Annotated in this window: 29 protein-coding genes, 1 tRNA gene and 1 pseudogene; 15 read left to right on the top strand and 16 right to left on the bottom strand. The window is 62.3% G+C overall.

Going from position 1 to position 26,594, the window contains the following annotated elements; all coding sequences use genetic code 11:
* Positions 1-28: 28 nt before the first annotated feature.
* The 6 genes from ISS99_RS12810 to rsmD all read right to left on the bottom strand — a co-directional run bounded on the left by ISS99_RS12810 (position 29) and on the right by rsmD (position 4,737).
* On the bottom strand, positions 29-877 hold the full coding sequence (locus ISS99_RS12810) for an MBL fold metallo-hydrolase (protein WP_204632006.1): 849 nt from the start codon (positions 875-877) through the stop codon (positions 29-31).
* Positions 878-984: 107 nt separating this feature from the next.
* Positions 985-2,700 carry a gamma-glutamyltransferase gene (gene ggt / locus ISS99_RS12805; RefSeq protein WP_204632005.1) on the bottom strand — a complete coding sequence of 572 codons (1,716 nt, stop codon included), beginning with the start codon at positions 2,698-2,700 and terminating at the stop codon, positions 985-987.
* Positions 2,697-2,951 carry a YfhL family 4Fe-4S dicluster ferredoxin gene (locus tag ISS99_RS12800; RefSeq protein WP_204632004.1) on the bottom strand — a complete coding sequence of 85 codons (255 nt, stop codon included), beginning with the start codon at positions 2,949-2,951 and terminating at the stop codon, positions 2,697-2,699. Before ISS99_RS12800 ends, ggt begins: the two co-directional genes overlap by 4 nt.
* A 147-nt stretch (positions 2,952-3,098) precedes the next feature.
* Positions 3,099-3,605 carry a hypothetical protein gene (locus ISS99_RS12795; protein ID WP_204632003.1) on the bottom strand — a complete coding sequence of 169 codons (507 nt, stop codon included), beginning with the start codon at positions 3,603-3,605 and terminating at the stop codon, positions 3,099-3,101.
* Positions 3,598-4,125, bottom strand: coding sequence for a pantetheine-phosphate adenylyltransferase (coaD, locus tag ISS99_RS12790; RefSeq protein ID WP_204632663.1), 528 nt, complete (start codon positions 4,123-4,125; stop codon positions 3,598-3,600). Before coaD ends, ISS99_RS12795 begins: the two co-directional genes overlap by 8 nt.
* Positions 4,126-4,161: 36 nt before the next feature.
* Positions 4,162-4,737, bottom strand: coding sequence for a 16S rRNA (guanine(966)-N(2))-methyltransferase RsmD (rsmD, locus tag ISS99_RS12785; RefSeq protein ID WP_204632002.1), 576 nt, complete (start codon positions 4,735-4,737; stop codon positions 4,162-4,164).
* Between the two features lie 73 nt (positions 4,738-4,810).
* On the opposite strand from rsmD, the gene ftsY reads away from it, so the two are divergent.
* From ftsY to ISS99_RS12760, 6 genes are all read left to right on the top strand, one after another.
* Positions 4,811-5,884 carry a signal recognition particle-docking protein FtsY gene (gene ftsY, locus ISS99_RS12780; RefSeq protein ID WP_204632001.1) on the top strand — a complete coding sequence of 358 codons (1,074 nt, stop codon included), beginning with the start codon at positions 4,811-4,813 and terminating at the stop codon, positions 5,882-5,884.
* Entirely contained in the window at positions 5,884-6,972 is a 1,089-nt protein-coding gene (locus ISS99_RS23315; protein ID WP_239537920.1) for an AsmA family protein, read from the top strand. The genes ftsY and ISS99_RS23315 overlap by 1 nt, the downstream gene beginning before the upstream one ends.
* Positions 6,969-8,018: an A/G-specific adenine glycosylase gene (gene mutY, locus ISS99_RS12775; RefSeq protein ID WP_284343723.1), complete on the top strand. Its 1,050-nt coding sequence runs from the start codon at positions 6,969-6,971 to the stop codon at positions 8,016-8,018. The genes ISS99_RS23315 and mutY overlap by 4 nt, the downstream gene beginning before the upstream one ends.
* Positions 8,019-8,040: 22 nt before the next feature.
* Complete coding sequence (locus ISS99_RS12770) at positions 8,041-8,325, top strand: oxidative damage protection protein (RefSeq protein ID WP_204631999.1); 285 nt, start codon at positions 8,041-8,043, stop codon at positions 8,323-8,325.
* Positions 8,326-8,372: 47 nt separating this feature from the next.
* Positions 8,373-8,448: transfer RNA gene (locus ISS99_RS12765), tRNA-Phe, on the top strand.
* 379 nt (positions 8,449-8,827) lie between these two features.
* Positions 8,828-9,253: a PepSY domain-containing protein gene (locus ISS99_RS12760; RefSeq protein ID WP_284343722.1), complete on the top strand. Its 426-nt coding sequence runs from the start codon at positions 8,828-8,830 to the stop codon at positions 9,251-9,253.
* A 52-nt stretch (positions 9,254-9,305) separates the two neighbouring features.
* On the opposite strand, the gene ISS99_RS12755 is transcribed toward ISS99_RS12760, so the two are convergent.
* Positions 9,306-10,031, bottom strand: a complete 726-nt coding sequence (locus ISS99_RS12755; RefSeq protein WP_204631998.1) for a cytochrome c biogenesis CcdA family protein — start codon at positions 10,029-10,031, stop codon at positions 9,306-9,308.
* 196 nt (positions 10,032-10,227) lie between these two features.
* Here ISS99_RS12755 and ISS99_RS12750 point away from each other — a divergent pair, with 196 nt between their 5' ends.
* On the top strand, positions 10,228-10,620 hold the full coding sequence (locus tag ISS99_RS12750; RefSeq protein ID WP_204631997.1) for a thioredoxin family protein: 393 nt from the start codon (positions 10,228-10,230) through the stop codon (positions 10,618-10,620).
* Positions 10,621-10,790: 170 nt separating this feature from the next.
* On the opposite strand, the gene ISS99_RS12745 is transcribed toward ISS99_RS12750, so the two are convergent.
* Positions 10,791-11,567 carry a TorF family putative porin gene (locus tag ISS99_RS12745; RefSeq protein ID WP_239537919.1) on the bottom strand — a complete coding sequence of 259 codons (777 nt, stop codon included), beginning with the start codon at positions 11,565-11,567 and terminating at the stop codon, positions 10,791-10,793.
* A 6-nt stretch (positions 11,568-11,573) separates the two neighbouring features.
* On the bottom strand, positions 11,574-13,124 hold the full coding sequence (locus ISS99_RS12740; RefSeq protein WP_204631996.1) for a BCCT family transporter: 1,551 nt from the start codon (positions 13,122-13,124) through the stop codon (positions 11,574-11,576).
* A gap of 181 nt (positions 13,125-13,305) precedes the next feature.
* Here ISS99_RS12740 and betI point away from each other — a divergent pair, with 181 nt between their 5' ends.
* The 5 genes and pseudogenes from betI to ISS99_RS12715 all read left to right on the top strand — a co-directional run bounded on the left by betI (position 13,306) and on the right by ISS99_RS12715 (position 18,061).
* Positions 13,306-13,896: a transcriptional regulator BetI gene (gene betI / locus ISS99_RS12735; RefSeq protein WP_204631995.1), complete on the top strand. Its 591-nt coding sequence runs from the start codon at positions 13,306-13,308 to the stop codon at positions 13,894-13,896.
* Between the two features lie 30 nt (positions 13,897-13,926).
* A complete protein-coding gene (gene betB / locus ISS99_RS12730; protein WP_204631994.1) occupies positions 13,927-15,399 on the top strand; it encodes a betaine-aldehyde dehydrogenase in 1,473 nt (490 codons plus the stop codon).
* Positions 15,400-15,459: 60 nt separating this feature from the next.
* Positions 15,460-17,118: pseudogene (gene betA, locus ISS99_RS12725) on the top strand (choline dehydrogenase); the annotation flags it as partial.
* A 126-nt stretch (positions 17,119-17,244) separates the two neighbouring features.
* On the top strand, positions 17,245-17,586 hold the full coding sequence (locus ISS99_RS12720; protein WP_204631992.1) for an MliC family protein: 342 nt from the start codon (positions 17,245-17,247) through the stop codon (positions 17,584-17,586).
* Between the two features lie 139 nt (positions 17,587-17,725).
* Positions 17,726-18,061 carry a hypothetical protein gene (locus ISS99_RS12715; RefSeq protein WP_204631991.1) on the top strand — a complete coding sequence of 112 codons (336 nt, stop codon included), beginning with the start codon at positions 17,726-17,728 and terminating at the stop codon, positions 18,059-18,061.
* Positions 18,062-18,076: 15 nt separating this feature from the next.
* Here the strand turns inward: ISS99_RS12715 and recQ are convergent, their stop codons facing one another.
* Both recQ and ISS99_RS12705 read right to left on the bottom strand, forming a co-directional pair.
* Positions 18,077-19,891 carry a DNA helicase RecQ gene (recQ, locus tag ISS99_RS12710; RefSeq protein WP_204631990.1) on the bottom strand — a complete coding sequence of 605 codons (1,815 nt, stop codon included), beginning with the start codon at positions 19,889-19,891 and terminating at the stop codon, positions 18,077-18,079.
* Positions 19,892-19,988: 97 nt separating this feature from the next.
* Complete coding sequence (locus tag ISS99_RS12705) at positions 19,989-20,330, bottom strand: MGMT family protein (RefSeq protein WP_204631989.1); 342 nt, start codon at positions 20,328-20,330, stop codon at positions 19,989-19,991.
* An 83-nt stretch (positions 20,331-20,413) separates the two neighbouring features.
* On the opposite strand from ISS99_RS12705, the gene ISS99_RS12700 reads away from it, so the two are divergent.
* Entirely contained in the window at positions 20,414-20,818 is a 405-nt protein-coding gene (locus ISS99_RS12700; protein ID WP_204631988.1) for a hypothetical protein, read from the top strand.
* On the opposite strand, the gene ISS99_RS12695 is transcribed toward ISS99_RS12700, so the two are convergent.
* Both ISS99_RS12695 and ISS99_RS12690 read right to left on the bottom strand, forming a co-directional pair.
* A complete protein-coding gene (locus ISS99_RS12695) occupies positions 20,815-21,939 on the bottom strand; it encodes an inorganic phosphate transporter (protein ID WP_204631987.1) in 1,125 nt (374 codons plus the stop codon). The two genes, ISS99_RS12700 and ISS99_RS12695, sit on opposite strands and share 4 nt — an antisense overlap.
* Before the next feature lie 12 nt (positions 21,940-21,951).
* A complete protein-coding gene (locus ISS99_RS12690) occupies positions 21,952-22,581 on the bottom strand; it encodes a DUF47 domain-containing protein (RefSeq protein ID WP_204631986.1) in 630 nt (209 codons plus the stop codon).
* A 162-nt stretch (positions 22,582-22,743) separates the two neighbouring features.
* On the opposite strand from ISS99_RS12690, the gene ISS99_RS12685 reads away from it, so the two are divergent.
* A complete protein-coding gene (locus tag ISS99_RS12685) occupies positions 22,744-24,063 on the top strand; it encodes a hemolysin family protein (RefSeq protein WP_204631985.1) in 1,320 nt (439 codons plus the stop codon).
* An 11-nt stretch (positions 24,064-24,074) separates the two neighbouring features.
* Here the strand turns inward: ISS99_RS12685 and ISS99_RS12680 are convergent, their stop codons facing one another.
* Positions 24,075-24,842, bottom strand: a complete 768-nt coding sequence (locus ISS99_RS12680; RefSeq protein ID WP_204631984.1) for an RNA methyltransferase — start codon at positions 24,840-24,842, stop codon at positions 24,075-24,077.
* A 133-nt stretch (positions 24,843-24,975) separates the two neighbouring features.
* On the opposite strand from ISS99_RS12680, the gene ISS99_RS12675 reads away from it, so the two are divergent.
* Positions 24,976-25,779: an inositol monophosphatase family protein gene (locus tag ISS99_RS12675; RefSeq protein WP_204631983.1), complete on the top strand. Its 804-nt coding sequence runs from the start codon at positions 24,976-24,978 to the stop codon at positions 25,777-25,779.
* 98 nt (positions 25,780-25,877) lie between these two features.
* Here ISS99_RS12675 and ISS99_RS12670 read toward each other — a convergent pair whose 3' ends face one another.
* Together ISS99_RS12670 and ISS99_RS12665 are read right to left on the bottom strand one after the other, a co-directional pair.
* Positions 25,878-26,192, bottom strand: a complete 315-nt coding sequence (locus ISS99_RS12670) for an antibiotic biosynthesis monooxygenase family protein (RefSeq protein ID WP_204631982.1) — start codon at positions 26,190-26,192, stop codon at positions 25,878-25,880.
* Positions 26,193-26,203: 11 nt separating this feature from the next.
* A complete protein-coding gene (locus tag ISS99_RS12665) occupies positions 26,204-26,590 on the bottom strand; it encodes a VOC family protein (RefSeq protein WP_204631981.1) in 387 nt (128 codons plus the stop codon).
* Between the last annotated feature and the right edge of the window lie 4 nt (positions 26,591-26,594).

Raw genomic sequence — 26,594 nt, 5'->3', positions numbered from 1 at the left:
CCTCCGGGTGTGACCTGCGCTCAGGATTTCAAATCGCGCCGCGTAATTCGGGCTGCTCGTCAGCCGTACCATAACGCCCACGCTCGTCGCGTGTCACGCGCGCCATGGCACAGGCGTGGTCGTGGGTAAAGAACAAGCGCACGTTGCGGGCAAGCTTGTCGTCCAGGAAGGCGCGCTTTTCTTCGATGAGCGCCTCCGGAAAACGGTCGTAGCCCATGGTGATGGGCAGATGCACCCAGGCACGGCCGGGAATCAGGTCGGCGCAAAAAACTACGCCAGCGAATTCCGCCAGCATCAGGCCAGGAGTATGCCCGTCGGAAAAATGGAAGCGCACCGACTGGCCCAGCGTCTGCGAATGCTCGCCGGCCACCAGCTCCAGCCGCCCGCTCTGTTGCAGCAACGGCTGCAGCTCCGGAACAAACGAGGCGCGATCGCGCGGATGCGGCTTCAACGCACGTTGCCAGTGATGGGCGCCCACCAGGAATTGCGCGTGCGGAAACAACAGGCGCGGCGTCTTGCCCTCTTCCCACGCAGCCAGCAATCCGCCGGCGTGATCGAAATGCAGGTGCGAGAGCACCACCACGTCGATGTCCTCGTGCGATACACCCGCTTCGGCCAGCGAGTCCAACAATACGTGATGGCTTTCCACCACCCCATAGCGTTCGCGCAACGATGGCTCAAAAAAGGCGCCGATACCGGTCTCGAACAGCACGTTGCGGCCGTCCAGATCCTTCACCAGCATGCAACGGCAAGCCAGCGGAATGCGATTGAGTTCGTCCGGGGCGATCCAGCGCGACCACATGGCCTTGGGCGCATTGCCGAACATGGCGCCGCCATCGAGTTTTTGCGTGTTGCCGTTGATCGACCACAATTGCATGAGTGCGTCCCGCCTGAAGTTTCAGCGCAGTTAGGAATGACGCAAGTATCGCACTCAACACCGCTCTCGATGTGAGAGCAGTGTTGTGGATCGCCGCTTACCGCTTTTTACTGGACTTTGCCCAAACCGTCGGGCCGGCGCGGATCGCTTGCCGCATCGAGCTTGTTGCTGCGACGGTCCCAGATCACCACATTCATGAAACCCCAGGGCTCGCGGTCCTTCAGCGTGTAGCCCATGCGCGTGAGCGCATCAGCGGTAGCTGCATCGAATGTACCGGGTTCCGCGTAAACGACGTCCGGCATGAATTGGTGATGGAAGCGCTTGTGTGCCACGACCTGATGCGCATCACCGCCATCGATGAAGGCGAGAACGCCCTCCAGCACCTGGGTGATGATGGTGGAGCCGCCGGGCGAGCCGATCACGGCGGTGCGGTCCGGCCCGATCACGATGCTCGGCGACATCGACGACAACATGCGCTTGCCGGGCTCCGGTGCATTGGCCTTGCTGCCTAGCAGGCCGTAAACGTTCGGTTTGTTCGGCACCAGCGCGAAATCGTCCATCTCGTCGTTGAGCAGCACGCCGGTTCCGCCAGCCACGAAGGTGGAGCCGAGGATGTAGTTCACCGTCGATGTAATCGACACCATGTTGCCGTCGGCATCGATGATCGAGAAATGCGTGGTGTGCATGCCCGGATCCTGGCCATTGGTCGGCGCCAGCATCGACGAAGGCGTGGCCTTGTCCGGCAGGATGGTCTGGCGCAGGCCGTCGGCGTAATACGGCGACAACAGCATATCCAGCGGCATCTTCACGAAATCCGGATCACCAAGGTAATCGTTGTGATCGCGATAGGCACGGCGCATCGCCTCGATCACCAGGTGCACGCGGTGCACCTGATCGAGCCGGCTGAGGTCGAAGCCGGAAAGAATATTCAGGATTTCGGCAATCGCTACGCCACCCGACGAGGGCGGCGGCGCGGTGATGATCTGGTAGCCGCGATAGTCGATGGTGATCGGCGTGCGCTCTTTCACGCGATACGAGGAGAGATCCTTCAAGCTCCAGTTGCCGCCGGCAGCATGCACCGCATCCACCAGCTTGCGCGCGGTCTCGCCGCTGTAGAAACCGGAATCGCCGAATTGCCCCAACAGTTCCAGAGTATGTGCCTGGTCCGGATCGCGCCAGATATCACCTTCCGCCGGCGGCTTGCCGTTCGGCAGGAAGACGGCTGCCGATGCCGGCCAGCGCTGCAAATTCTTCTGCTCTTCCTTGATGGCGCCGAGCAGGCGGCTATCGGGCTTGAAGCCATCGCGCGCGGTACGGATGGCCGGTGCCAGCGAGGCGCTCAAGGGCAGCTTGCCGTAGTGCTTGGCCAGCCAGACCAGACCCGCCGGTTCGCCGGGAATGCCTGCCGACAGCGGCCCCTTCAATGCCGTATCGCGGTTGGGCGTGCCGTCGGGGTTCAAATAATCCTTCGGATTGACCGCGGCAGGTGCGGTTTCTCGTGCATCGATGAACACGTTGCGGCCGCTGGAGGCCACGTGCATCGTCGCCATGAAGCCGCCGCCAATGCCTGAACTCTCCGGCTCAACCACCGACAGGGTGGATGCCACCGCAACGGCCGCGTCAAAGGCATTGCCGCCCTTGGCCAGTACCTCGAAACCCGCTTCGGTCGCCAGAGCGTTGGCGCTGGCAATGCCGGCATGACCGGGGCGCTGCGCGAGCGGCGTCGCCTGCGTGGATGGTTTGGGGCTGTCGGCGGCGAATGCACCGCTCGTTCCCAGCACAAAACCGATCAGCAGCACGTGCCAACGCAGCGCCAGCTTCATCCCTTGCTCTCCATCAGATGGTGATATTTGCCCTCAAGCTGCTCGTGCGTCTCGGTGTGCGCGGGATCGATGATGATGCACTCGACCGGACACACGACCACACACTGCGGTTCGTCGTGATGACCGACGCATTCCGTACACAGTGAAGGATCGATGACGTAGTAATCCTCGCCGAGCGAAATCGCCTTGTTGGGGCAGACGGGTTCGCAGACGTCGCAGTTGACGCAGGTATCGAGGATCTTGAGGGACATGCCGGATTAGTCTACACGGGCCGGCGCTTGTTGTGCGAAGCAACAAAAAGCAGATGGCTATAACGTTGTGACAAAAGAGCGTGCCCGCACCGATGGCAAGGCACGCCCTCCATGGCTACCTCTCTCACGTAGAGAGGCTGCAGGCGATTACATCTGCACGAAACGGATCGTGGCGTTGGTCGGCTTCAGCACGTCATCCACGCGCTGCTCGTCAGCCTGGTCGCCAATGAACAACACGATCACGCCCTTGAAGGAACCCGGCTTGGCGTCCTTGAAGGCGGTGGTGAGCAGGTCGGCCGTCTTGCCCGAGCTCGGGCCGGCGAACACCAGCAGGTTGCCCGGCAGCACGCCGCGCGCAACGGTGTCCTGCACGTTGCTGAGCTGACGGTCGAAAGCGTCCTTCGCGTCGTCACTGTCGCCGGCAGGAACCAGATAGGGGTACGGCTGCGGAGCGGTCATGCCCTGCATGTTCTGCTGCACGATCTGGCCGAGATAGGCATTCCACGCCTTCATGTCGTTCGGATCGGTCGGCTTGGTGAGCTTCTGCGGCTGCGCCGCGGCTTGCTGCTGGTTGTCGCTGCTGTTGTTACACGCGGACAGTGCCAGGCAGCCGGTCAACGCGAGGGCGGTGGCGACGAGAGTGAGTTTACGCATAGTTATCCCCTTCGGTTTCGGGTTGCTTTTTATGCCAGCGCTGCCGCATGGCCTGTTGGACCGCAGGATGCACGAAGCCGGAAATATCGCCGCCAAGGCGACCGATCTCGCGCACCAGCGAGGACGAAATAAAGCTGTATTGCTCGGCCGGCGTCAAGAATAGCGTTTCGGCCTTGGGAATGAGATGGCGGTTCATGCTCGCCAGCTGGAATTCGTATTCGAAATCCGAGACGGCACGCAGTCCGCGGATGATCACCCCCGCGCCGATCTCGCTGACAAAGGTGGCCAGCAGGCAGTCGAAGCCGCGCACTTCCACGTTCGGCAAGTCGGCCAGTGCCAGGCGCGCCAGAGAAATGCGCTCCTGGATGGTAAAGCCGGGCCCCTTGTTCGGACTTTCTGCCACGGCAACGACGATGCGCTCGAACAGCGGCGCGGCACGCGCCACCAGGTCCGCATGGCCGTTGGTGATCGGGTCGAAGGTGCCCGGATAAACGGCAAGGCGAGTGTTGACCGGCGGAATGTTCACGAAAACAGCTTCGCGGGGGAAAGCGCTAGCTTAACGGATCGGAGCTTGCCCTGTGCGGCGATAAAGCGCATACCGCACGTCCCCGGCATGCCCTTCGCGATGCAGGGCCCAATTGGCCGGGACCGCAGGCTCCACGCCCTTGGGAGATTCCACGTACACCTGGGCGGCGGGAGCCAGCCAGCCGCCCTCTTCCAGCTTTTGCGCCAGGGTCGTCCATAGCTGCGATGCAAACGGCGGGTCCAGGAACACCAGGCCGAACGATTGCGGCTGACGCCGCAGAAAGCCGAGCGCGTCGGCCTGCACCACTTCGCCGCCATCCGCCTTCAACCGGGCGAGATTGCTGCGCAGGGCATCCATTGCGCGCCCGTCCGGCTCCACGAACTGCGCCGCTGCCGCACCGCGCGACAGCGCCTCGATACCCAGCGCCCCGGTACCTGCGCATAGATCCAGCACCCGTACGCCAGCGATGGTCGGCGCCAGCCAATTGAACAAGGTCTCACGCACCCTCTCGGCGGTCGGGCGCAGCCCGGGCAGGTCGGGGACATCCAGGCGAGAGTTGCGCAAGTGGCCGCCAATGATGCGGATCCGTCCAGGCATGGCCTTCATGCGCCGGCTTCCTCAGCGGACAGTACGGGTCGGGGTGATAGCATTCGCCTATTGTCTTTGAATCACGCGCCCCATGCTCAAGTTCTGGAAGAAGAAGCCCGCCGATAGCGGCGCCGGGGAAAACGAGGAAGCAGCGAATCAAGCGCCGGTCGAGACCGCCGCGCCGGAAGCGCCTTCCGCGCCGGAGCCTGTCCTGGAAACGCCCGTCGAACCGGAAACGGCGCCCGCTGCCAAGCGCAGCTGGCGCGAACGCCTGTCCGGCAGCGTCTTTGCCCGTGGCATTTCCTCGCTGTTTTCCCGTCATCCCAAGTTGGACGACAACCTGCTGGACGAGCTGGAAACCACCCTGATCACAGCCGACGTAGGCATCGAGGCCAGCACTTCGCTGGTGGAGAGCCTGCGCAAGCGCATGCACAAGCGCGAGTTCGCCGATGCCGGCGCATTGCTGCAAGCCCTGCGTCAGGATCTGGTTAATTTGCTCAATCCGGTGCAACGCCCCTTGGAGATCCACGGGCACAGCCCCTTCGTAGTGCTCATCGTGGGCATCAATGGCGCAGGCAAGACCACCACCATCGGCAAGCTCGCACGCCGCTGGCGCGATGAGGGAAAGCAGGTCTTGCTGGCGGCAGGCGATACCTTCCGCGCCGCAGCGGTCGAACAGCTCAAGACCTGGGGCGACCGCAACCAGGTCCCGGTCATTTCACAGGGTCAGGACGCCGATGCAGCCAGCGTGATCTTCGATGCACTGCAAGCCGCCCGCTCCCGCCACGCCGACGTACTGGTTGCCGATACCGCTGGACGCCTGCACACGCAGGGCGGCCTGATGGATGAGCTGGGCAAGATCGCCCGCGTGCTGAAAAAACTCGACGCCGGCGCGCCGCACGAAGTGCTGATGGTGATCGACGGCACCACCGGCCAAAACGCGGTGAACCAGGTGCGCCAGTTCCGCCAGATCGTCGGCGTTACCGGCCTGGTGGTCACCAAACTCGACGGTACGGCCAAAGGCGGGGTCGTGTTCGCACTGGCACGCGAATTCGGACTGCCGATCCGCTTCGTCGGCCTCGGCGAAACTGCTACGGATCTGCGTGTATTTGACGCCGAATCCTACGTCGACGGCCTGCTTCCCGCTGAGTTCTCCCCTAGCTGATGATCGTGCCGCGCCCGCTGCGATTGGTACTGGTCATTATCGCCAGCGTACTCGGCGGCGTGGTGCTCACGGTGCTGGCGGCGCTTTACCTGCTGCTGCAGCCAGATCGTTTTACCGCCATGCTGAAAGAGCAGGCCTCCAACGCCGGACTGCAGTTGACGCTTTCCAGCCCGGCCAGCCCCACCTTGTTTCCGCGCCCCGCGCTGCACCTGGAAGGCATCACGCTGATCGCGCGCGAAGCCGGTGCCGGCGGCACCCCGGCCATGCCCATTCTGCAGGCCGCCAACGGTCGGCTGGTTCTACCGTGGCATACCTTGTTCGGCGGACCGATGGTGATTTCGCGTATGCAGATCAACTCACCCCGGGTTGACCTGGACGCATTGCAAGCCTGGCTGATGTCGCTGCCGCCGCAGTCGGCTGCGGTGCCGGGACAGATTCCGAGCATTGCCACGGGCGTACGCATCCGCAACGGGAGCGTGGTGGAGAACAACAACGAGTGGTTGAGCGACGTTTCGCTCGATACCGGGCGTCTCGCTGCCGGACAGCGCTTCGGCGTCAAGCTTTCCGGCAAGGAACCCGACGGCACGCCTTTGCAATTGCAGCTGGCCGTGGTTCCCAGCATCGCCAACGGCGTTCTGATGCTCGACGACATTGCCGTGCATGCCGCCGACAACAGCACGACAGTGCTGTACCTTACCGGCCACGCCCACTGGATGGGTGGCGCCAATGTGGCGATGCAGTTGCAAGGCAGGTTCAATGAAGCCGAAGGCGGCCACTACGATGCCTCGGCATCGCTCACGCCCGCAGGAGAAAACAATCCTCTGTTGCTGCATTTGAAACTGCTCGGCAAAGACAACCACGTCGATCTCGAATTGCCGCCGCTCGCATTGGCGCAATGGTGGAACCAACTGGCCAATCCGGCTGGGCCGCAGCTCTCCGCACCGCCAGGCAATGGCCAGTTGGAAATGGCCACGCTCGATATCGGCAACGTCCACATCGAAGGACTCAGCGTACAAACCGGCAACGCAGCGCCGGCCGCCGCGACCAGTGCACCCGCTCCCGCCAAAGCCATCGCCCCACAACCGTGACCATCTTCGCCGAAGCCCTGCTCGCCTGGTTCGACCGCCACGGCCGCCACGATCTTCCCTGGCAACACCCGCGCGATGCCTATCGGGTGTGGTTGTCGGAAATCATGTTGCAGCAGACCCAGGTCGTCACGGTCATCCCTTATTTCCAACGTTTCATTGAACGATTGCCCGCGCTGGGCGACCTGGCCGCCGCCGACGAAGACACCGTACTGGCCCTTTGGTCGGGGCTGGGCTATTACCGGCGCGCGCGCTTTCTGCACAAGGCCGCGCAACTGTGCATAGAACGACACGGTGGCGAACTGCCGCGCGAGTTTGATGCGCTCGCCGCGCTACCCGGCATCGGCCGTTCCACGGCGGGCGCCATTCTTGCCCAGGCGCATGGCCTGCGCTTTCCCATTCTCGATGGCAACGTGAAGCGCGTATTGACGCGCTTCCATGGCATTGCCGGCCATCCGGGCGAACGCGAAGTGGAAAAGCAACTATGGCAACGCGCCGATGCGCATACGCCAGCGCGCCGCACGGCGGACTATACGCAAGCAATCATGGATCTTGGTGCCACCGTATGCGTGCGAACGCGTCCGCAATGCCCAGCCTGCCCGATGCATGGCGAATGTGTTGCCCACCGTGACGATCTCACCGGGCAATTGCCCACGCCCAAGCCCGGCAAAGCCATTCCCACGCGCAGTACGGTCATGCTGATCCTTCGCGATGACGAAGGCCGGGTGTTGCTGCAACGACGTGGTGCGCAGGGCGTATGGTCCGGCCTGTGGAGCCTCCCGGAAGCCGAAAATGCCGATCACGCATGGCGGGAAGCGCAACGCAACGCACACATCGATGACGCACAATCGCTGACGCCTTTCATTCACGTCTTCAGCCATTACCGCCTGCACATCCAGCCGCTATTGTTCGATCGCGCCGCACCGGCCCTGGCCATCGGCGATAATGACGACCGCCGCTGGTTTGCCCTCGCAGAGCTGTCTGCGCTGGGCCTGCCCGCACCGGTGCGCTCCTTGTTGACGGCGCTGCCCGAACCCATCGAACCGTAACCTAGCCTCAAGAGCACTCCTGATGAGCCGCACTATTCACTGCGCCAAACTGGGCATCGACGCCGAAGGCCTGGACTTCGCCCCATGGCCTGGCCCGCTGGGTCAACGCGTCTATGCCGAAATCTCCAAGCCCGCCTGGCAACAATGGCTGGCGCACCAGACCATGTTGATCAACGAATACCGCCTCAACCCGCTGGACCCCAAATCCCGCCAGTTTCTGGGCGCCGAAATGGAAAAATTCCTGTTTGGCGGCGAAAACGAAGCGCAAAAACCGCAAGGCTACGTGGCTCCCGACTCGGAGTCTTGACGCACGGCGCCGCTTCGGATTTAATGAGCGGCTCAACGCAATACCCTGGCCGGGTAGCTCAGTTGGTAGAGCAGGGGATTGAAAATCCCCGTGTCGGCGGTTCGATTCCGTCCCCGGCCACCATTGAATTGATGACGAAGCCTGCTCTCGCGAGCGGGCTTTTTCATTTCAGGGCCATTGCCACACGGCCCTGCACTCCGGACACCGCGCCTCGTTCAAACGCGCCAGTCACGCACCAGGCGGCTCTGGTGCTCGCAAAGCCAGCGGCAACCTGCATCACTATTTTGAAAACTCGCAACTCAACTGAAAAATGAACGCAGCGAATGCCCTTCCCCCTTGCATCGCCAGGTCATTCGAATTGCGCGTGGGCATCGCTGTAGAAACTTTGCACGCACTGACGAATTGGCATGAACGCGACTTGACCAAAATAATGTTTGCTTCATCAAAGGTTGATCTTTTGCGTTGAAGACTCGGGGCTCCCGCATGCAACGAGGAGCCGCTCGTGAAAAAGATTGCTTCATTGACCATCGCGCTCGCACTGGGCTGTGCCGGCGCCGCCATGGCACAGGAGCAGGCGCAGGCGCTGACCCAGCAGGAAGTGAGCGCGCAACTCGCGCAACAAGGCTACAGCGACGTGCACGACCTGGATTTTCGCGATGGCGTTTGGACGGCACGTGCGCGCAGCGGCAATGGCGAGAAAGTAAAACTGCGTGTCGATCCCATTACGGGCCAGGCTTATCCGGACAAGCAGATTTCCACGATCAGCGAGGGCGACATACGTGCATCGCTTTCAGTACAGGGCTATACGGATGTACACGACGTGGATTTCCATCACGGCATCTGGACGGTCAAGGCAAAAACTGCCGAAGGCAACCGCGTATTGCTGAAAATCGATGGGCAGTCGGGCCGCATCATCGGCACGAGTTGACCCGATACCGACGAAAATGCTGCCCTGCCGACAACGGCCGGGCAGCAAGATATCAAAGCGACGTAGTGAGGCTGGTGATCCAGTCCGGCAATATGCCCACGATAAACGCCTCGACGTGACGATCGCTCCCGGTAAGGATGAATACGCCTACCAGCGCGATGAGCGCGCCGAGCACCCTTCTGCCGCGCGCGCCCGCACTCATGAGTTTTCCACGCCAGCGAGCCAGCAAGCTCTGCGTTGCCATGGCCATGACCAGCAACACGGTGGCAATGCCGAGCGCGAAAGCCAACATCACGAAAGCCACCTGTCCCAGATCCCTGCCCTGCGCAGCCAGCACCGTTGCAGCACCGAGCGTCGGCCCCACACATGGACTCCAGACCAGGCCAAGCAGTACGCCGATACCCAACTGCCCGATCAGGCCGAATCGCTCGAGTCGTGCCTGTCGCTCTCCCGCCCAATTTGCCACGGGACTGAAAATGCGCTCGGAAAGATGCTGCAGCCAGGGAACCAGCAAAACGATTCCGACGAGCAGCAGCAATACAGCACTCCATTTGCGGATCGTTTCGCTGTCCAGCCCCACCGACGCACCCAGCGTGGCAACCGCAAATCCCACCAGCGTAAACGAGGCCACCAGGCCGACGGCCAAAGCCAGCGGCCCCCAACGGTGGCGCTGCGCGGCACTGCCGAGCACGATCGGCACCAGCGGAATCACGCAGGGCGACAGAATGGTCAACACGCCTGCCACATAGGCAACCCACGGGTTGAGGCTGCCGCTCATGCAACACCCCGGGCGCATTGCCGGGACCGATGGTCACTGAAGTTGCGCATCCGATTTCTCCTTGAGGCACGAGCCACGCACAGGTTCGCGGCGGCTTTGAAACTTCCTTCGTCGAAGCGTGCAAAGAAGTTACCCGTGTAACCCTCGCCCCGGTGGCAGCGAATAGTTCATCGGACTCAATGCCAAGGAACTGATCATGTCGACGCTTCGCAAGTTTTCCGCCGCGGCCCTGTTTGGCCTGATACTGGCCACGCCATTGATGGCACAACCCATCCAGCCGTTCACCACTGCCGCCCTCAAAGCCGCCCAGGCCGAAGGTAAGCCCATCCTGGTGGACGCCTACGCCGACTGGTGCCCCACTTGCCGCAAACAGGCTCCCACCATCGAAGCCATCTCGAAAGATCCGGCATTCGACAAGCTGGTGATTCTTCGCCTGGACTACGACAACCAGGGCAAGGAAAAAAAGGCCCTTGGCATCACCACCCAAAGCACCCTGATCGCCTTTGATGGCGGGAAGGAAACCGGGCGTTCCGTCGGCATCACCGATCCCGCGCAGATCAAGTCGCTGGCGCAGTCGGCGCTGCATTGAGCCATGCGTACTAGGGCCTGTTAGCACTATTTTCGTAGCCCGCGTTGTCGTTGAGTGGCCGCCATCCTTCGTCATCCCTCGGTCGTGTACGGACGTACACTCCCTCACTCTTCCTTGGCTGGCGTGCAAACAGCTCCCGGCGCGGGCCACGAAAATAGTGCTAACAGGCCCTAGAACGAATGACCCATGGTGAAATACCAGGTACCGGAGCCAGGATCGGAAAAATGCAGGTGCCCGTTCTCATCGGGCACACCGGTCGTTACGCGCCGATAGACACCATGGGCATTCCGGGCTCTGCCGTACGCGATGGCTACGTCGAAGCCTGCGATGTTCCGCGATAGCGTTGCGCCAGCATCCTGCCAGTTGTATTCGGCGAAATGGTTGATGCGCTGCCGGCCATAGTGCACTGTGAGACTGAACCCCTTGCCGAGCTCAAGGCGGCGCGCCAACTCCAAATAACCGGAACCTCTTGAATGAGATCGAGTGCCTACGCCAAGAGTCTGGCTGTTGTCGCCAAAGTAGTCGCGACTCACTGTCAGCGAATAAACCAGCGACCAGTTCTTCCAGTCCGCGCCCACGACGAATTCGGAATAGTTGTAGCGCGTCTTCGCGACTGCGACCCTGGCGCCGGGATAGACGTAGCCATATAGCGTCGCGTGGTAGCCCACGTCACCGATATTTCCGCGTTTGCCGGCATAGAGATCCATTTCCACGTACCCACCCTCGATCGCGTAGGGGGATATCGTCGATAGCCAACTTCCCGCATACCATCCGTGCGGCATCTCAAATTCAAGGCCGGCCTGCCATGCCGGCTTGCCCCAACTTTGCTGAAAACCTCGCGAAACATACTGCGAAGCAACGGCAAGATTGCCACTCCACGCATCCTGCCCCCACGAAGCCCCGCTGATGATCCACAGCAAGGTGGCACACCCCATTCGCCTGTCCATGGTGCGTCAGCTTCCTTCAGTTCGATCCACATCCTCCGCGAGCGCCTTCACCAAACCTCGCACGTAGAGCAGCAGTACGAAGGAGAACGGCAATCCGCACAACACCACCGCCGTCTGCATCGCACTGAAATCGCCTCCGCTTGCGTAAAGCAGACCTATGCTCACCACTGTAGTGGCCGCTGCCCAGAACACTCGAAGCCACACCGGCGCATCCTCTTCCCCGGTGCCGCCCTGACTAGAGAGGTTGGCGATCATCAAAGTCCCCGAATCCACCGGGGTGAGAAAAAGCACGAAGCCGATGATCACGGTGATGCCGGCGACGATTCGCGTGAACGGCAAATATTCGAACAGCTTGAACAACGCCATCGGCGGCTCGGATTGCGCGACTTTGCCCAATGCTTGTGCACCGTGATTGATCACCAGATCGATCGCGGTATTGCCGAAGATCGACAACCACGCCAGGGTAAAGCCCAGCGGTATCAGCAAAACCCCGAGTATCAACTCTCGCACCGTCCGTCCGCGCGAAATACGCGCGATGAACATGCCTACGAAAGGTGCCCACGCAATCCACCACGCCCAATAGAACATGGTCCATTCTCCGAGCCATTTGCGCGCGCGCCCATAGAGATACAGATTGAAGCTGCTGCCTGCGAAACCGCTGAGGTAATCGCCGATGTTCTGGACCATGCCGTCGAACAAATGCAAGGTCGGGCCACAAACCAGGACAAACAGCAACAAGGCGCAGAGCAACCGCACGTTCAGATCGGAAAGCCACGCGATACCCTTTTCGACGCCGGATACGGCAGCGAGCGTGGCGACGACCATCATGACGATCACCAATAGCGTCAAAATGTGAGGTGACGCCGGTATGCCAAACAGATAGTTCAGGCCCGAATTGAGCAGCAATGCGCCAATGCCCAGGTTGGTCACCATCGAAACCAACGTAGCCAGAATGCCGAAGCTATCCACTGCATGCCCGATCCATCCACGCACGCGCTCGCCAAAAATCGGATACAACGCCGAACGCAGAGCTAGCGGCAGATCTTTGCGATACGCGAAATAGCTCAATGCCGTCGCCATCAGCGCATATAGCGCCCAGCCGTGCAGCCCCCAGTGCAGAAAAGTAATTGCCATCGCCTGGCGCGCCGCTTCGGCGGTGCCGCCCACGCCTTGCGGCGGAGACAAAAAATGATCGAGCGGTTCGTATGCACCGTAGTAGATCAAAGCGATGCCGATGCCCGCCGAGAACAGCATCGAGGTCCAGGACGCATAGCCGAATGCAGGACTCTCGTGATCCTTGCCCAGCCGGACGCGTCCATATTTCGATGCGGCCAGCCAGAGCACAAATACCAGACAGGCCGTCATTACCAGCATGTAGTACCAGCCGAACACTCGCGAGATGTCCGCCTGTACGCGTACGAGCCACAGTTGTGCGGCCTGGGGGTAGAGCACGGTCAGCACACCCAGCAGCAGGATGACGATGGCCGAGCTGAAAAAGACGGGACGGTTGAGCCTCACCCCTTCCCTCAGCGCTCCTTGCTCGTGCTTTTTGTTCATGCGCCTGCACTCCGTGGCGAACCAACGTCGGGCGCCCAGCCTCCTGGAAGGCAAGCGGACGCAGCGATCCTTGCCCGAGGTCTGTCGTAGAAAGGCCCGAGCTGGCCCAGTGTTTCATAATTGAACGTTCAATCAAAATAAAATATGCTCGCCAGGTCCTCATTTCGACCAGATCACACTGATGCCCAAACTCGGCATGCCCCCGATCCGGCGCGAGCAATTGATCCGCGCCACTTTCGAAACCATCGACCGGGTCGGCCTGGCCGATGCCACCATCGTGGAAATTGCCGGGCGCGCCGGGCTTTCCACCGGCATCATCAGTCATTACTTCGGTGGCAAGGACGGTCTGCTCAACGCCGCCATGCGGCAGATCCTGCGCGAACTGCGCGATGCCGTGGCCTGCCGCACCAGGGTTGCCGGTGCAGCGCCCAAAGCACAGCTTCGGGCCATCATCGATGGCAACTTCGATTCAAGCCAGACCAGCGCCACCGCCATGCGCGTGTGGCTCACCTTCTGGGCAGCCAGCATGCATGACCCATCGCTGCGCCGGTTGCAGCATGCCAACGACCGGCGCCTGTATTCCAATCTCTGTTACCAGTTTCAACGCACCTTGCCACGGGAGCTCGCGCGCATGGCAGCACGCGGACTGGCCGCCATGATCGATGGCCTTTGGCTGCGCGGCAGCCTCGCTGGCGGCGCTTTCGACGTCGCGCAAGCCAAGCGAATCGCCTACGAATACCTGGATCACCACCTGCCAAACGACACGCATTGACGCGCCAACGGCGAAATCAAGGATGAGCAAATGCCCCGCTACGAACTGCAACAACTCTATATCCACGGTGCGCGCGTCGACGCCACCGGCAACGAAACCTTCGAAACCGTCAATCCTGCGAACGGCGACGTTCTGGCAGAAGTACAGCGTGCTTCGCAAGCGGATGTAGAAACTGCCGTACAAAGTGCCGAGCAGGGCCAGCAAGAATGGGCCGCACTGACCGCCATGCAGCGCTCGCGCATCATGCGCCGTGCCGTGGATCTGCTGCGCGAGCGCAACGACGAGCTCGCCCTCATCGAAACTCTCGACACCGGCAAGCCTTACGCAGAAACCTCAACGGTGGACATTGTCACCGGCGCCGATGTGCTCGAGTACTACGCAGGCCTGGCGCCCGCCATCGAAGGCGAACAGGTTCCCTTGCGCGAATCGAGCTTCTTCTACACGAGGCGCGAGCCGTTGGGTGTTGTAGCGGGTATTGGCGCATGGAATTACCCGATCCAGATCGCGCTGTGGAAATCCGCACCGGCGTTGGCGGCCGGCAATGCGATGATCTTCAAACCCAGCGAGGTCACTCCGCTCAGCGCATTGCAACTGGCGGAGATATATACCCGGGCCGGCGTACCCGCCGGCGTTTTCAACGTCTTGCAGGGTCCCGGCCGAACCATTGGCCAATGGCTTACCGAACACCCGCGCATCGAGAAAATTTCCTTCACCGGCGGCGTGGATACCGGCAAGAAAGTGATGGCCAGCGCAGCCGCCTCGTCCTTGAAAGACGTGACGATGGAGTTGGGCGGCAAATCCCCGTTGATCGTCTTTCCCGATGCCGACATCGAACGCGCGGCCGATATCGCCGTGATGGCCAATTTCTTCAGTTCGGGGCAGGTTTGCACCAACGGCACGCGCGTATTCGTGCACGAGGCCATTCGCCCGGCATTCGAGTCGGCCGTGCTCGAGCGCGTTGCCCGCATCCGCGTGGGCGACCCACAAAACCCCTCCACCAATTTCGGCCCCTTGACCAGCTTCCCACACCTGGAAAAGGTGCTTTCGCTGATCGAGCAAGGCCGACGCGAAGGTGCGCGCCTTCTGGCCGGCGGGCATCGCATCGTCGATGGCGCTTTCGCACGTGGCGCGTATGTGCAACCCACCGTTTTTTCCGATTGCACGGACGACATGACCATCGTACGCGAGGAGATTTTCGGACCGGTCATGAGCATCCTTTCGTGGCGTGACGAAGCCGAAGTGATCGCACGCGCCAACGCCACCCATTTCGGTCTCGCTGCCGGCGTCGTCACCCACGACCTGGCACGCGCTCACCGCGTGATCCACCGCCTGGAGGCCGGGATCTGCTGGATCAATACCTGGGGCGAATCCCCCGCGGAAATGCCGGTGGGCGGTTACAAGCAATCCGGCATCGGCAGGGAAAACGGCATCGCCACGCTGGCGCATTACACCCGCGTGAAATCGGTGCAGGTAGAGCTGGGGCCGTTCGCATCAGTGTTTTGAAGCTGTTCGTCAGTGCGACGAAAAATCCGTGCCATTACACGAGGAATCAACGTGGCCGAAATCAAGGAATACGATTACATCATCATCGGCGCCGGCTCGGCGGGTAATGTGCTGGCCACTCGCTTGACCGAAGATGCCCACGTGACCGTGCTGTTGCTGGAAGCCGGCGGCCCGGACTACCGGCTCGACTTTCGTACGCAGATGCCCGCGGCCCTCGCCTATCCCTTGCAGGGGCGCCGCTACAACTGGGCGTATCAGACGGATCCGGAGCCGCATATGAATAGCCGTCGCATGGAATGCGGACGCGGCAAAGGCTTGGGCGGCTCCTCCTTGATCAACGGCATGTGCTACATCCGCGGCAACGCGCTCGACTACGACCATTGGGCCAAACGTCCGGGCCTGAAGAACTGGAGTTATCTCGATTGCCTGCCGTATTTCAGGAAGGCTGAATCACGCGATATCGGGCCCAACGCTTACCACGGTGGCAACGGGCCGGTCAGTGTTACCACACCCAGGCAAGGCAACAACGTGTTGTTCCACGCCATGGTCGAAGCAGGCGTTCAGGCAGGCTACCCACGCACCGACGACCTCAATGGCTATCAACAGGAAGGTTTTGGCCCGATGGATCGCACCGTCACGCCGCGCGGTCGACGCGCCAGCACGGCGCGCGGTTATCTCGATCAGGCGCGCGGCCGCCCGAATCTCACCATCGTTACGCATGCGTTGACCGACCGCATTCTGTTTTCCGGTAAACGTGCCGTAGGTGTTCGCTGGCTACGGCGAGGAGCCGTGGAACAGGCGCACGTGCGGTGCGAAGTGCTGTTGTGTAGCGGCGCCATCGCTTCTCCGCAAATCCTGCAGCGGTCCGGCGTTGGCCCGGCCGAGCTGCTACGCGGCCTGGATATTCCGCTCGTACACCATTTGCCGGGCGTCGGCGCCAATCTGCAGGACCACCTGGAAATGTATATCCAGTACGAGTGCCTGCAACCGGTATCGCTGGCGCCTGCGCTCAAGTTGCATAACCAGGCGAAGATCGGCGCGGAGTGGCTTTTCTACGGTACTGGCATAGGCGCCAGCAACGAATTCGAAGCTGGCGGATTCATCCGCAGCGGAGAGGAATTCGAATGGCCGAACCTGCAATATCACTTCCTGCCGATCGCAGTGAACTACAACGGCTCCAATCCGATCAAGGTGCATAGCTTCCAGGCGCACGTCGGTTCGATGCGGTCGCCCAGCCGTGGTCGCATCCACGTGCGTTCGAAAGATCCGCATCAGGATCCGAGCATCCTGTTCAACTACATGTCGCACGAACAGGACTGGCGGGAATTCCGCGCAGGCATCCGCATTACCCGCGAAATCTTCCAGCAGCCAGCGCTTGCGCCTTATCGCGGGCGCGAGATTTCCCCCAGCGCCAACCTGAAAACCGATGCCGAGCTGGATGCTTTCGTGCGTGCGCACGCCGAAACGGCTTACCACCCATCCTGCTCCAATCAAATGGGCAACGACGATATGTGCGTCGTGGATGGCCAGGGCCGCGTACACGGCATCGAAGGTTTGCGCGTCGTCGATGCTTCGATCATGCCGCAGGTGACGACCGGCAATCTCAATGCGCCGACGATCATGATCGCGGAAAAAATCGCTGATGCGATCCGTGGCCGCGAACCGCTACCGCGCGTCGATACGGCTTATTACGTCGCCGATGGCGCACCGGCACGCAAGCAGTCCTCAACGCAAATCGACCCAGCATCCGCCGACGAATTCGCCGAAGCGTCGCCACCGGACATGCTGTAGTTCCGGCCATTCCGAGCGAGCTATGCTGATGGCAGGAAAAAGCGGAGGCCTGCGATGAACATTCGACACCACGCGCTCGCCGCCTTGGTACTGGGCGTTAGCGCCTGTGCATCCGCACCATCAGGCCCCGCCGGCACTCGGCAACCCGAGTGGACCCGTTACCTCTGCAAGGATGGGCAAACGGTCCAGGCAACGTACCCTGATACCGACACTGCGCTGCTGAAAATCCAGGGCGGCGCGCACACCTTGCACGTTGCCATTTCCGGCAGTGGCGCACGCTACATCGGCGATGGCTGGCAATGGTGGACAAAGGGCATGCACGACGGAATGCTTTCGCCACTGGCGCCGGGCGAAGGCATTGCCAGCTCGCCTGGGACGGCGTGCCACACAGACTGATTTCACACCGTCCTAACGGTTGCGCCACATTCGTCATCGGGGCGACCGCGGGCCGCCATCGTAATGACGCATGGGAATAATCGTGGCGTCATTGTCACGGCGCATCCTGTGACTGTCGGATGTGGAGTATTTCCCGGTGATGTCGCAGTACGTTTTCCCCACCAGCCGAGGTCTGTTCCGGATCGTTCGGCACGGGCATCGGTGGCGGTCGCTGGTCGAGGCTCGCGAACTGGCGCGCCACGATACCGCCGAAGCGGCGCTGGATGCGCTGCGCATCGCCTGGCCCCAGGCGCGTCTGCCGCAATTTCTGAGCGGGTGGCGCTACCTGGCCCAGTCCCCCGATCTACCGCGTGCTCGTCTGGCGCGCGCCACCGCCACCTTCAGGCCATCGGGTGTCGACCTCGGCTCGATGCGCGCGCGCCGGTCGCGCCGTACGCCGTGCCGACCGAGCCTTGGCGCGACCGATCAAAGATGATCGATCACTGCCTCATCATTCCTTCGCGTTGATCACATCGAGAAAATCGCGGCCATAACGCTTCAGCTTGGCATCGCCGATGCCGCTGATCGAAGCCATGTCGTCTTCGCTCTCAGGCATTGCGCGCAACATCGCCAGCAGCGTCGCGTCGTGGAAAATGACATAGGCGGGCACACCATGCTGTTTGGCCAGGCGTGAACGCAAGGCGCGCAGTGCGTCCCACAACGGCTGCTCGTAGGCCTCGATACCCAGGCTGGCGCCGGTGATCAATTGACTGTCGCGGCGACGCGAGGCCCGGCGAGCAGGCCGGGTTTCCTCGCGCATGTGGATCGCGCGCTGCCCGACCAATACGTCGCGGCTGGCCGCCGTAAGGCGCAAAGTTCCAAAGCCTTCCGGATCGGTCGCCAGCAACCCCGCCGCCAGCAATTGGCGAAATACCGAACGCCACTGCTTTTCGTCCATGTCGGCGCCGATACCGAAGGTGGTGAGCCGGTCGTGGCCGAGCTGGCTCATGCGCTCGCCTTCAATGCCGCGCAGGATGTCGATGACGTGGCCGGAGCCGTAGCGCTGCCCGCTGCGATAAACCGCCGAGAGCGCCTTTTGCGCCTGAACCGTCGCGTCCCAGGTCTTTGGGGGTTGCAGGCAGTTGTCGCAATTCCCGCATGGGCCCGCAAAACGTTCGCCGAAAGCCGACAGCAGCAGTTCTCGCCGGCACTGCGTGGCTTCGGCATAGGAAAGCAGCGAATCCAGCTTCGAGCGCTCGATACGCTTGCGATCGTCACCCGATTCGGACTGGGCGATCATCTGGCTCATCGTGACCACGTCGGCAAGCCCATAGACCATCCACGCCTCGGCGGGGAGTCCGTCGCGGCCGGCACGGCCGGTTTCCTGGTAATACCCTTCCATGCTGCGCGGCAGATCCAGATGCGCAACGAAGCGCACGTCCGGCTTGTCGATACCCATGCCAAACGCCACCGTAGCCACCATCACGATGCCGTCTTCACGCAGGAACCGTTGCTGATTGGCGGCGCGCGTGGCCGCATCCAGTCCGGCGTGATACGGCAACGCCTCAATCCCGGCCTCCGACAACCACGCCGCCGTTTCATCGACTTTGCGGCGGCTGAGACAGTAGATGATGCCGGCGTCGCCGCGATGCCCATCGAGGAAGCCCAGCAACTGGCTGCGCGGGTTGTGGCGCAAGGCAATCGCATAGCGAATGTTCGGGCGATCGAAACTGGAGACGAACTGCCGTGCATCCTGCAGCGCCAGCCGCTCGGCAATTTCCTCACGCGTGCGCGGATCGGCCGTGGCGGTGAGAGCGATGCGCGGCACCTGCGCAAAGCGCTGGTGCAACACGGTCAATTCGCGGTATTCGGGCCGGAAATCGTGCCCCCACTGCGAAACGCAATGCGCTTCGTCAATGGCAAACAATGCCACTTCGGTGCGCTCGAGCAGTTCGAGAAAGCGCACCGTGAGCAGGCGTTCCGGCGCGACGTAAAGCAGGTTCAGCTCACCGGCTAGCAACTGGCGCTCCACCTCGCGCTGCTGCTGCGCATCGAGGCTGGAGTTGAGATAGGCAGCCGATACCCCGGCTTCCCGCAAAGCGTCGACCTGGTCCTGCATCAAGGCGATCAACGGCGACACGACCACGCCCGTACCCTGCCGCAGCAAGGCCGGAATCTGGTAACACAAGGATTTGCCGCCGCCGGTGGGCATGAGTACCAAGGCATCGCCACCTTCGGTGACGTGCTCGACAATGGCTTGTTGCGGATCGCGGAAACTGGCGTAACCGAAAACGCTCTGGAGGATATCGAGGGGACTGGCAGGCATCGCTGGCATGCTAGCAAACCGCATCGAACGCTTCACTTTCGCAAAGCGACAGCTGAACCCCCATCTTTCCCTCAAAGGACGTCGGCGGCGCTACCCATCAACTGCCGGGCATGCCCCACACGGCGCGATCCACATCCGCATCCAGGCCGAAGCGGGACAACGGCACGCGCCCGTTCTTCACCTCCACCCCCTCGGCGCGCAGCAGCCGGCATTGCTCGCGAAAGCCACGGCTGCCGGGCGGCATGGCGATGTGGCCGCTGGAGCGCAGCACGCGAAACCAGGGCAGCACCATGCCGTCAGGCACTTCGCCCAGCAATCGGCCGACCAGCCGTGCGCGCCCCGGCAGACCGGCGCGCGCGGCAATGGCGCCGTAACTGGCGACCCGGCCAGGCGGAATGGCAGCGATCGCCTGGAAAACCTTCGCGTATTCCGGTTTCATGACAAGTGCATAAGCTGGACTGTCGTGGCAGAGTAACAGCCATCCGTCTCCCGGCAGAGATCCAAGCATTCCGGAGCAGCCGTATGCATCACTTCGAAGCCGTGCGCTCACTGATTGGCGGCCTGCACCCGCTGAAACAGAACGACCCCTACCTGATCAGCTTCGACCTGGCGCTGCCGCATGGCCGTCATCAGGGCATTTACCTCACTGAGCTGGAGGATGAGGGCGGCCGCCGCTACCTGCGCATCTCCACGCCCATCGGCCCTCTCTCGGGGACCGATCCCAAACGTTGCCTGCGCTTCAATTGGGAACAGCGCAAGGGTTTCCTGGCCGTTGCCGACCTGGACGGTTCGCCGTATTTGCACCTGTGCGAAAACCGCCCCTACGAATTGCTCAACCAGCAGGAATTGCGGCGCTTGATCGGCGAGCTGGGCAGCCTTGGCGACCAGCTCGAGCAAGCCATCGTCAGCGATGGCGACAGCTTTTAACCGAAATATTCGGCCACGCGAACAAACGCATAAGCAACCAGCGCCGTCACCGGCAGCGTGAGTATCCACGCCCAGACCATGCGCTCGACCACCGACCAGCGGATGGCGTTGAACCGCTTGGCCGCGCCTACGCCCATGATCGACGACGACACCACGTGCGTGGTCGACACCGGCAGGCCGAATACCGACGCCCCCAGAATCACCAGCGCCGAGCTGCCTTCGGCGGCAAAGCCGTTGATCGGATGCAGCCGCACCATTTTGTGACCCAGTGTCTTGATGATGCGCCAGCCGCCGCCGGCAGTACCCGCGGCCATGGTCAGCGCGCAAACTATCGCCACCCACGACGGCACTACGAATCCGCCTGCGGTCGAGGCATGGATACGCAGGAACGACAGCCACGACGGCAGGCCGTCGAAATCACCCGCTGCCGTGGCGCCGGCAAGTGCCAGCGCAATGATGCCCATGCTCTTTTGCGCATCGTTCATGCCGTGCGCCAAGCCCATCGCGCTGGCCGACAGAATCTGTGCCTTGCCGAACAGGCTGTTCACGAAGGGAGTGCGCCCCAGATAGCGCAGGAAGCCCTTGCGACTGGCAAGCCAGGCCAGCAAGGCATACAGGCTGCCCATCAACAGGAAGCCGAGCACGAAACCCATCAACGGCGACACCACCATCGGCATCACCACTTTCGGCAATACGCCTTTGCCTTCCCACCAATGCGCACCACCGTTGGCCCAGATGACCGCCGAGAACCGTCCGCCCGATTCGGCAATGGCGGCGCCGACCAGGGCACCCACCAAGGCGTGGCTGGAACTGGATGGCAAGCCCAGCCACCAGGTGATCAGGTTCCACACGATCGCGGCCAACAGGGCGCAGATCAACAACTGCGGGCCGGCCTCGACCACCCCCGTATTGACGATGCCCGCCGCGATGGTCGCAGCTACCGCGGTACCCCACAGCGCACCGATCATGTTGGTAATTGCAGCCAACAACACCGCCTGCCCGGGCGAGAGCACCTTGGTGGCCACGACGGTGGCAATGGAATTGGCTGTGTCGTGAAAGCCGTTGATGTAGGTGAAGACGAGTGCGATCAGCACTACCGTGGCCACGAGACCCAAGCTCATGCGTCCACTCCCTCAGGAGTTCTTCAAAACGATGGAGTAAACGATGTTGCCAACGTCACGGCATTTGTCGATGGCCTTCTCGAGCAGCTCGAACAGGTCCTTCGCCAGCATGGCGCGCATGGCGTCATTGCTCTCGATGTAAAGCGTTCGATAAGGCGCCAGCAGCATGCGGTCACCCTCCGACTCCAGCGTTTGCAGGCGATCCTGCAGTTTTTTCACGGGATCGATGTGCAGGCCCTTGCGCAACTGGCCGATCATTTCCGCCACGACCTCGGTGGCCTGGGCCAGTACCAGCGCGCGTTGACCGAAATCCACGCCGGCCAGTCGGCTGCCCACGATTTCATAGCGCTCGGCAAACTTCTCCACGCTCTTGGGAATCTTGTACAGCGAGCTGTTGAGGGCCTCGATGTCCTCGCGGTCAAGCGCGGTGACAAAGGTGTTCACCAGCTCTTCGCTGATCTGCCCCGCCAGGGCCTTTTCACGCGCCCGCGCCGCGGCGAACGCGGCCATGACCGGGGCGCGGTCGGCCTGGGTCACCAGCTCATGCAGGGCCTTGGCGCTTTCGCGGGCGGCGTCGGCGCTCTGTTCGAGCAGGCCATAAAACTTGTCGCCTTTGCCGAAAATCGTCTGGAGTGAAAACATGCAGGTAAGGCCTTGGAGGGCGTAGTAGGACGAATATTTCGCGCATGTTACAGGACTGCCTCGTAAGGCTGCATCACGCAGTCCTGCCCATCCCCCAGCCCCGCACCGGCGGGCCGCCGTGCCTTACACTGGGGCCATGCCCGCAATGACACCCCCGTCGCGATGCTGACCACACTCGCGCTCGTCCTCATCCTCGCCCTGTGCAACGGTTTCTTCGCGCTATCGGAAATGGCGCTGGTCGCCTCGCGCAAAAGCCGGCTCAAGCAAATGGCCCGCACCAGCCGGCGCGCCAAGGTCGCCCTGCGCCACGCCGAGGCACCGGAGCACTTCCTGTCCACCGTCCAGGTCGGGATCACGCTGGTCATGCTGACCACCGGCGCCGTGGCGGGCGATGCGGTAGGTTCGCGCATCGCCGAATGGCTGCACGACGGCAGCATCGGTTGGCTGGCGCCCTACACGCGGATCATCGGCATCGTGCTGGGTTTCGTGGTGATCTCGTTCATCCAGATCGTGATCGGCGAACTGGTCCCCAAGCGGCTGGCCCTGTCGGCGCCGGAAAAGGTATCGAGCATCGTCGGCATGCCCATGCTGGTGCTGTCGCGCTCCACCGCTCCGTTCGTGTGGATGCTCAACCGATCCAGCAGCCTCCTGCTGAAACTGTTGCGCGTGAAAGACCGCGGCGAGAGCGCCGCTACCGAAGAAGAAATCCGCCTGCTGGTGGCCGAAAGCACCGAGCAAGGCGTGCTGGATGCCGACGAGCAGGCCATGGTGAACCGTGTGCTTCGCCTGGGCGATCGCACCGTGGACAGCGTGATGAGCCCGCGCACCCGCATCGCCTGGCTGGACATCAATGCCCCCCTGGCGGAAAACCTGGAGGTGCTGCGCGAAACACCGTATTCCCGCTACCCGGTCTATCGCGGCGACGAAAGCGACATCGTCGGCGTGGTCGAGGTAAAGAGCCTGCTGGGCGGCATGGCCACGGGCAAGCTGGATCTGTTTCGCACGCTGGCCAAGCCGCTGTACGTACCCGCCACCGCCCGCGCGCTGGATTTACTGGAAGAATTCCGCGACGCCGAAACGCCTATGGCCCTGGTGGTGGACGAGTACGGTGACATCGAAGGCGTAGTGACGCTCAACGATTTGCTTGCCGCAGTGGTCGGCGCCAGCCAGCTTGGCCACGGCAACGAGGAAAGCTCCCCCATCGTGCAACGCGAAGACGGCAGTTGGCTGGTGGACGGTGCCATTTCCACCGACGACCTGCGCGAGTTGCTGAAAGTGGATCACCTCCCCGGCGAAGACGAGCACGACTTTCGCACGGCCGCCGGCATGGTGATGGCCGCGCTCGGCCACATCCCGCAAACCGGCGAGGTATTCGCCTGGCACGGGATCCGTTTCGAGGTGGTGGATCTGGACGGCGCGCGCATCGACAAGCTGCTGGTCACGCCGGCACCACGCATCGAAGCGGCAGACGACGAACAGTAGAACGAGCCTCGCTACTTCTTTTCTTTCTCGCCGGCCAGGCGCGCCATGCGCTGCGCATCGGCAAAAATGCCATGTAGCATGCGCAGTTCGCGCTCGTCCATCTGTGCGCGCTGAAACAGCTTGCGCAAACGCAACATGATGGTGGTGGGCGCACGCCCCTTGTGGAAATCGATATCGTCCAGCATCTGCGCCAGGTGCTCGAAGAAGCGCTCCATCTGCGCGGCGTCCGCGGGTGGCTCGTCGTGCAGGGGTGGTGGCGCAGGCACGCTTTCACCCAGCAAAGCGATGCGCAATTCATAGGCCATCACCTGCACGGCCTGGGACAGGTTGAGCGAACTGAAATCGTCCACGCTGGGAATGCGTACCATCGCGTGGCAACGTGCCAATTCCTCGTTTTCCAACCCGGTGCGTTCATTGCCGAACACCAGCGCGACCTGCTCGCCCCGCTCGGCCGCCGCCAGCGCCTGCATGGCCGCTTCGCGCGGTGTCAGCTCAGGGAGATTGACGCCACGCCTGCGTGCCGACAGACCGAAGGCCAGGTTGCTGCCGGCCAGCCCCTCCACCAGATGCTCATGCACCCCCGCCCTCGCCAGCACCTCGTCGGCGCCGGCAGCCAGCGCCGACGCTTCGCGATCGGGAAAGCGGTGCGGCGCCACCAGGTCCATCCGCTCGAACCCCATGGTTCGCATGGCCCTGGCGGCACTACCGATATTGCCGGGATGAGAGGTGCGCACCAGCACGAAGCGGAAGCGGTTGAGAAGGTCGGGGGAGAGGGTCATTCGGCAAGGATTCGGCGGCTAAACAGTGAAAAGGATAGTAGAGACCGCCCGGCCGCGTGTGGCCGATCCCGCCCCAGTCCGCACTCTGCTAGAATCTCCGGCCGCTAACCCGCTCTTTTGCCAAGCCAAAGCCATGACCAGACCCGCCGTCAACGTTGCGGTACGCGCCGCGCGCTCCGCTGGTAACGTGATCCTGCGTTACATGAACCGCATCGACGGGCTCAACGTCGTGGAAAAGCAACGCCTGGACTTCGCTTCCGAAGTCGACCGCCTGGCCGAAGCGGAAATCGTCAAGGAATTGCGCCGCGCCTACCCCACCCACGCCATCCTCGCCGAGGAAAGCGGAGCCACGGGCAAAGGGCCTCTGGTATGGGTGATCGATCCACTGGACGGTACGCACAATTACCTTCGCGGCATCCCCCATTTCAGCGTCTCGATCGCCTTGCTCGACAAGGGCGAACCGGTCTATGCCGTGGTCTTCGATCCGCTGCGCGACGAGCTGTTCACCGCGAGCAAGGGCGATGGCGCCTACCTCAACGACCGCCGTATCCGCGTCGGCAAGCGCGAAAGCCTGGCCGGAGCGATGATCGGCACCGGTTTCTCGTATCGCCAGCGCGCCCATCTGGATGCGCAGTTGGGCATGACCCGCGCCCTGCTAAGCCAGGCCGAGGACATCCGCCGCTCCGGCTCTGCCGCACTGGACCTGGCCTACACCGCTGCCGGCCGTTACGACGGCTTCTTCGAAACCGGCCTGAAGCCTTGGGACATGGCTGCCGGCCTGTTGCTGGTGCGTGAAGCAGGCGGCCTGTACAGCGATTTCGCCGGCCGCGACGGCATCCCGGAAAGCGGCAACGTCATAGCCGGCAACCTGCATGTGGTGAAGGCGATGACCGAAATCATCGGCGCGCATGCAACGCCGTCCTTGTTGAAAGCCTGATCGGCTTCGCACGTAAGAAAAAGGCGCCACCGGCGCCTTTTTTTATGCGCCGTGCTTTGGAACGCAACCGCTTTCCGACAACCGTATCGCGGCTTAAGTCAGGTAACCGCCTGTCTTGCGACAACTTCAAAATGGCGGACTTCCGGCTCGAACTCCAGCAGGAAGTCGGCATCCTCGGGGTAATACTTGGCCTTCAGCAGGTCTTCGCCCGCAAAATCACGGATCGCCTGCTCCGATATCCAGTACGTCACGGTAAGGAAGTGCGTTACGGCACCGTCTTCGCGACGCAATACGGCGACGTCGATATTGCCGCGCACGGAGCGGTAATCCGGAATCGCCCGCTGCTCCAGGAACGCAGCGTAGGCGTCCGCTTTTTCGCGGGTGGTTCGGCCATGCCAGATACGGCAAATCATGGGTGGCTACCTCACTGCGGCGAATGGCATACCGCTTCGATGTTGTGCCCGTCCGGGTCGAGCACGAAAGCCCCGTAGTAATGCTCGTGATAATGCGGCCTCACGCCGGGCGGACCGTTGTCGCGACCGCCTGCGGCCATGGCTTCGCGATAAAAAGCATCCACTTGGGCGCGCGTGGCAGTGCGAAAGGCAACGTGCATGGGCGGCTGGTTCGGCGTGCCCTGGCTGACCCAGAAATCCGGTTTGGGCGGTTCGCCGAAGCCGGCCACATCCGTATGCCCGGTGACCGATGCAGGAAACTCCGCCAGCAGTGCATAGCCGATGGCAGCCAACGCCCGCGTGTAGAACGCCTTGCTCGCGGCAAAGTCGCTCGCGATGATGCCGGTGTGGTCGATCATTCTG

The organism is Dyella mobilis (assembly GCF_016904945.1).
In the GTDB taxonomy this organism is placed as follows: Bacteria; Pseudomonadota; Gammaproteobacteria; order Xanthomonadales; family Rhodanobacteraceae; genus Dyella_B; species Dyella_B mobilis.
The sequence above is the reverse complement of the archived record's forward strand: the minus strand, read 5'-3'. Positions and strand labels throughout refer to the sequence as shown.

Excerpts from the sequence above, each read along its gene's own strand:
- ISS99_RS12810 (WP_204632006.1), bottom strand. The coding sequence starts at position 877 with ATGCAATTGTGGTCGATCAACGGCAACACGCAAAAACTCGATGGCGGC.
- ggt (WP_204632005.1), bottom strand. The coding sequence starts at position 2,700 with ATGAAGCTGGCGCTGCGTTGGCACGTGCTGCTGATCGGTTTTGTGCTG.
- ISS99_RS12800 (WP_204632004.1), bottom strand. The coding sequence starts at position 2,951 with ATGTCCCTCAAGATCCTCGATACCTGCGTCAACTGCGACGTCTGCGAA.
- ISS99_RS12795 (WP_204632003.1), bottom strand. The coding sequence starts at position 3,605 with ATGCGTAAACTCACTCTCGTCGCCACCGCCCTCGCGTTGACCGGCTGC.
- rsmD (WP_204632002.1), bottom strand. The coding sequence starts at position 4,737 with ATGAAGGCCATGCCTGGACGGATCCGCATCATTGGCGGCCACTTGCGC.
- ftsY (WP_204632001.1), top strand. The coding sequence starts at position 4,811 with ATGCTCAAGTTCTGGAAGAAGAAGCCCGCCGATAGCGGCGCCGGGGAA.
- ISS99_RS23315 (WP_239537920.1), top strand. The coding sequence starts at position 5,884 with ATGATCGTGCCGCGCCCGCTGCGATTGGTACTGGTCATTATCGCCAGC.
- ISS99_RS12770 (WP_204631999.1), top strand. The coding sequence starts at position 8,041 with ATGAGCCGCACTATTCACTGCGCCAAACTGGGCATCGACGCCGAAGGC.
- ISS99_RS12755 (WP_204631998.1), bottom strand. The coding sequence starts at position 10,031 with ATGAGCGGCAGCCTCAACCCGTGGGTTGCCTATGTGGCAGGCGTGTTG.
- ISS99_RS12750 (WP_204631997.1), top strand. The coding sequence starts at position 10,228 with ATGTCGACGCTTCGCAAGTTTTCCGCCGCGGCCCTGTTTGGCCTGATA.
- ISS99_RS12745 (WP_239537919.1), bottom strand. The coding sequence starts at position 11,567 with ATGGACAGGCGAATGGGGTGTGCCACCTTGCTGTGGATCATCAGCGGG.
- ISS99_RS12740 (WP_204631996.1), bottom strand. The coding sequence starts at position 13,124 with ATGAACAAAAAGCACGAGCAAGGAGCGCTGAGGGAAGGGGTGAGGCTC.
- betI (WP_204631995.1), top strand. The coding sequence starts at position 13,306 with ATGCCCAAACTCGGCATGCCCCCGATCCGGCGCGAGCAATTGATCCGC.
- betB (WP_204631994.1), top strand. The coding sequence starts at position 13,927 with ATGCCCCGCTACGAACTGCAACAACTCTATATCCACGGTGCGCGCGTC.
- ISS99_RS12720 (WP_204631992.1), top strand. The coding sequence starts at position 17,245 with ATGAACATTCGACACCACGCGCTCGCCGCCTTGGTACTGGGCGTTAGC.
- ISS99_RS12715 (WP_204631991.1), top strand. The coding sequence starts at position 17,726 with ATGTCGCAGTACGTTTTCCCCACCAGCCGAGGTCTGTTCCGGATCGTT.
- recQ (WP_204631990.1), bottom strand. The coding sequence starts at position 19,891 with ATGCCTGCCAGTCCCCTCGATATCCTCCAGAGCGTTTTCGGTTACGCC.
- ISS99_RS12705 (WP_204631989.1), bottom strand. The coding sequence starts at position 20,330 with ATGAAACCGGAATACGCGAAGGTTTTCCAGGCGATCGCTGCCATTCCG.
- ISS99_RS12700 (WP_204631988.1), top strand. The coding sequence starts at position 20,414 with ATGCATCACTTCGAAGCCGTGCGCTCACTGATTGGCGGCCTGCACCCG.
- ISS99_RS12695 (WP_204631987.1), bottom strand. The coding sequence starts at position 21,939 with ATGAGCTTGGGTCTCGTGGCCACGGTAGTGCTGATCGCACTCGTCTTC.
- ISS99_RS12690 (WP_204631986.1), bottom strand. The coding sequence starts at position 22,581 with ATGTTTTCACTCCAGACGATTTTCGGCAAAGGCGACAAGTTTTATGGC.
- ISS99_RS12685 (WP_204631985.1), top strand. The coding sequence starts at position 22,744 with ATGCTGACCACACTCGCGCTCGTCCTCATCCTCGCCCTGTGCAACGGT.
- ISS99_RS12680 (WP_204631984.1), bottom strand. The coding sequence starts at position 24,842 with ATGACCCTCTCCCCCGACCTTCTCAACCGCTTCCGCTTCGTGCTGGTG.
- ISS99_RS12675 (WP_204631983.1), top strand. The coding sequence starts at position 24,976 with ATGACCAGACCCGCCGTCAACGTTGCGGTACGCGCCGCGCGCTCCGCT.
- ISS99_RS12670 (WP_204631982.1), bottom strand. The coding sequence starts at position 26,192 with ATGATTTGCCGTATCTGGCATGGCCGAACCACCCGCGAAAAAGCGGAC.
- ISS99_RS12665 (WP_204631981.1), bottom strand. The coding sequence starts at position 26,590 with ATGATCGACCACACCGGCATCATCGCGAGCGACTTTGCCGCGAGCAAG.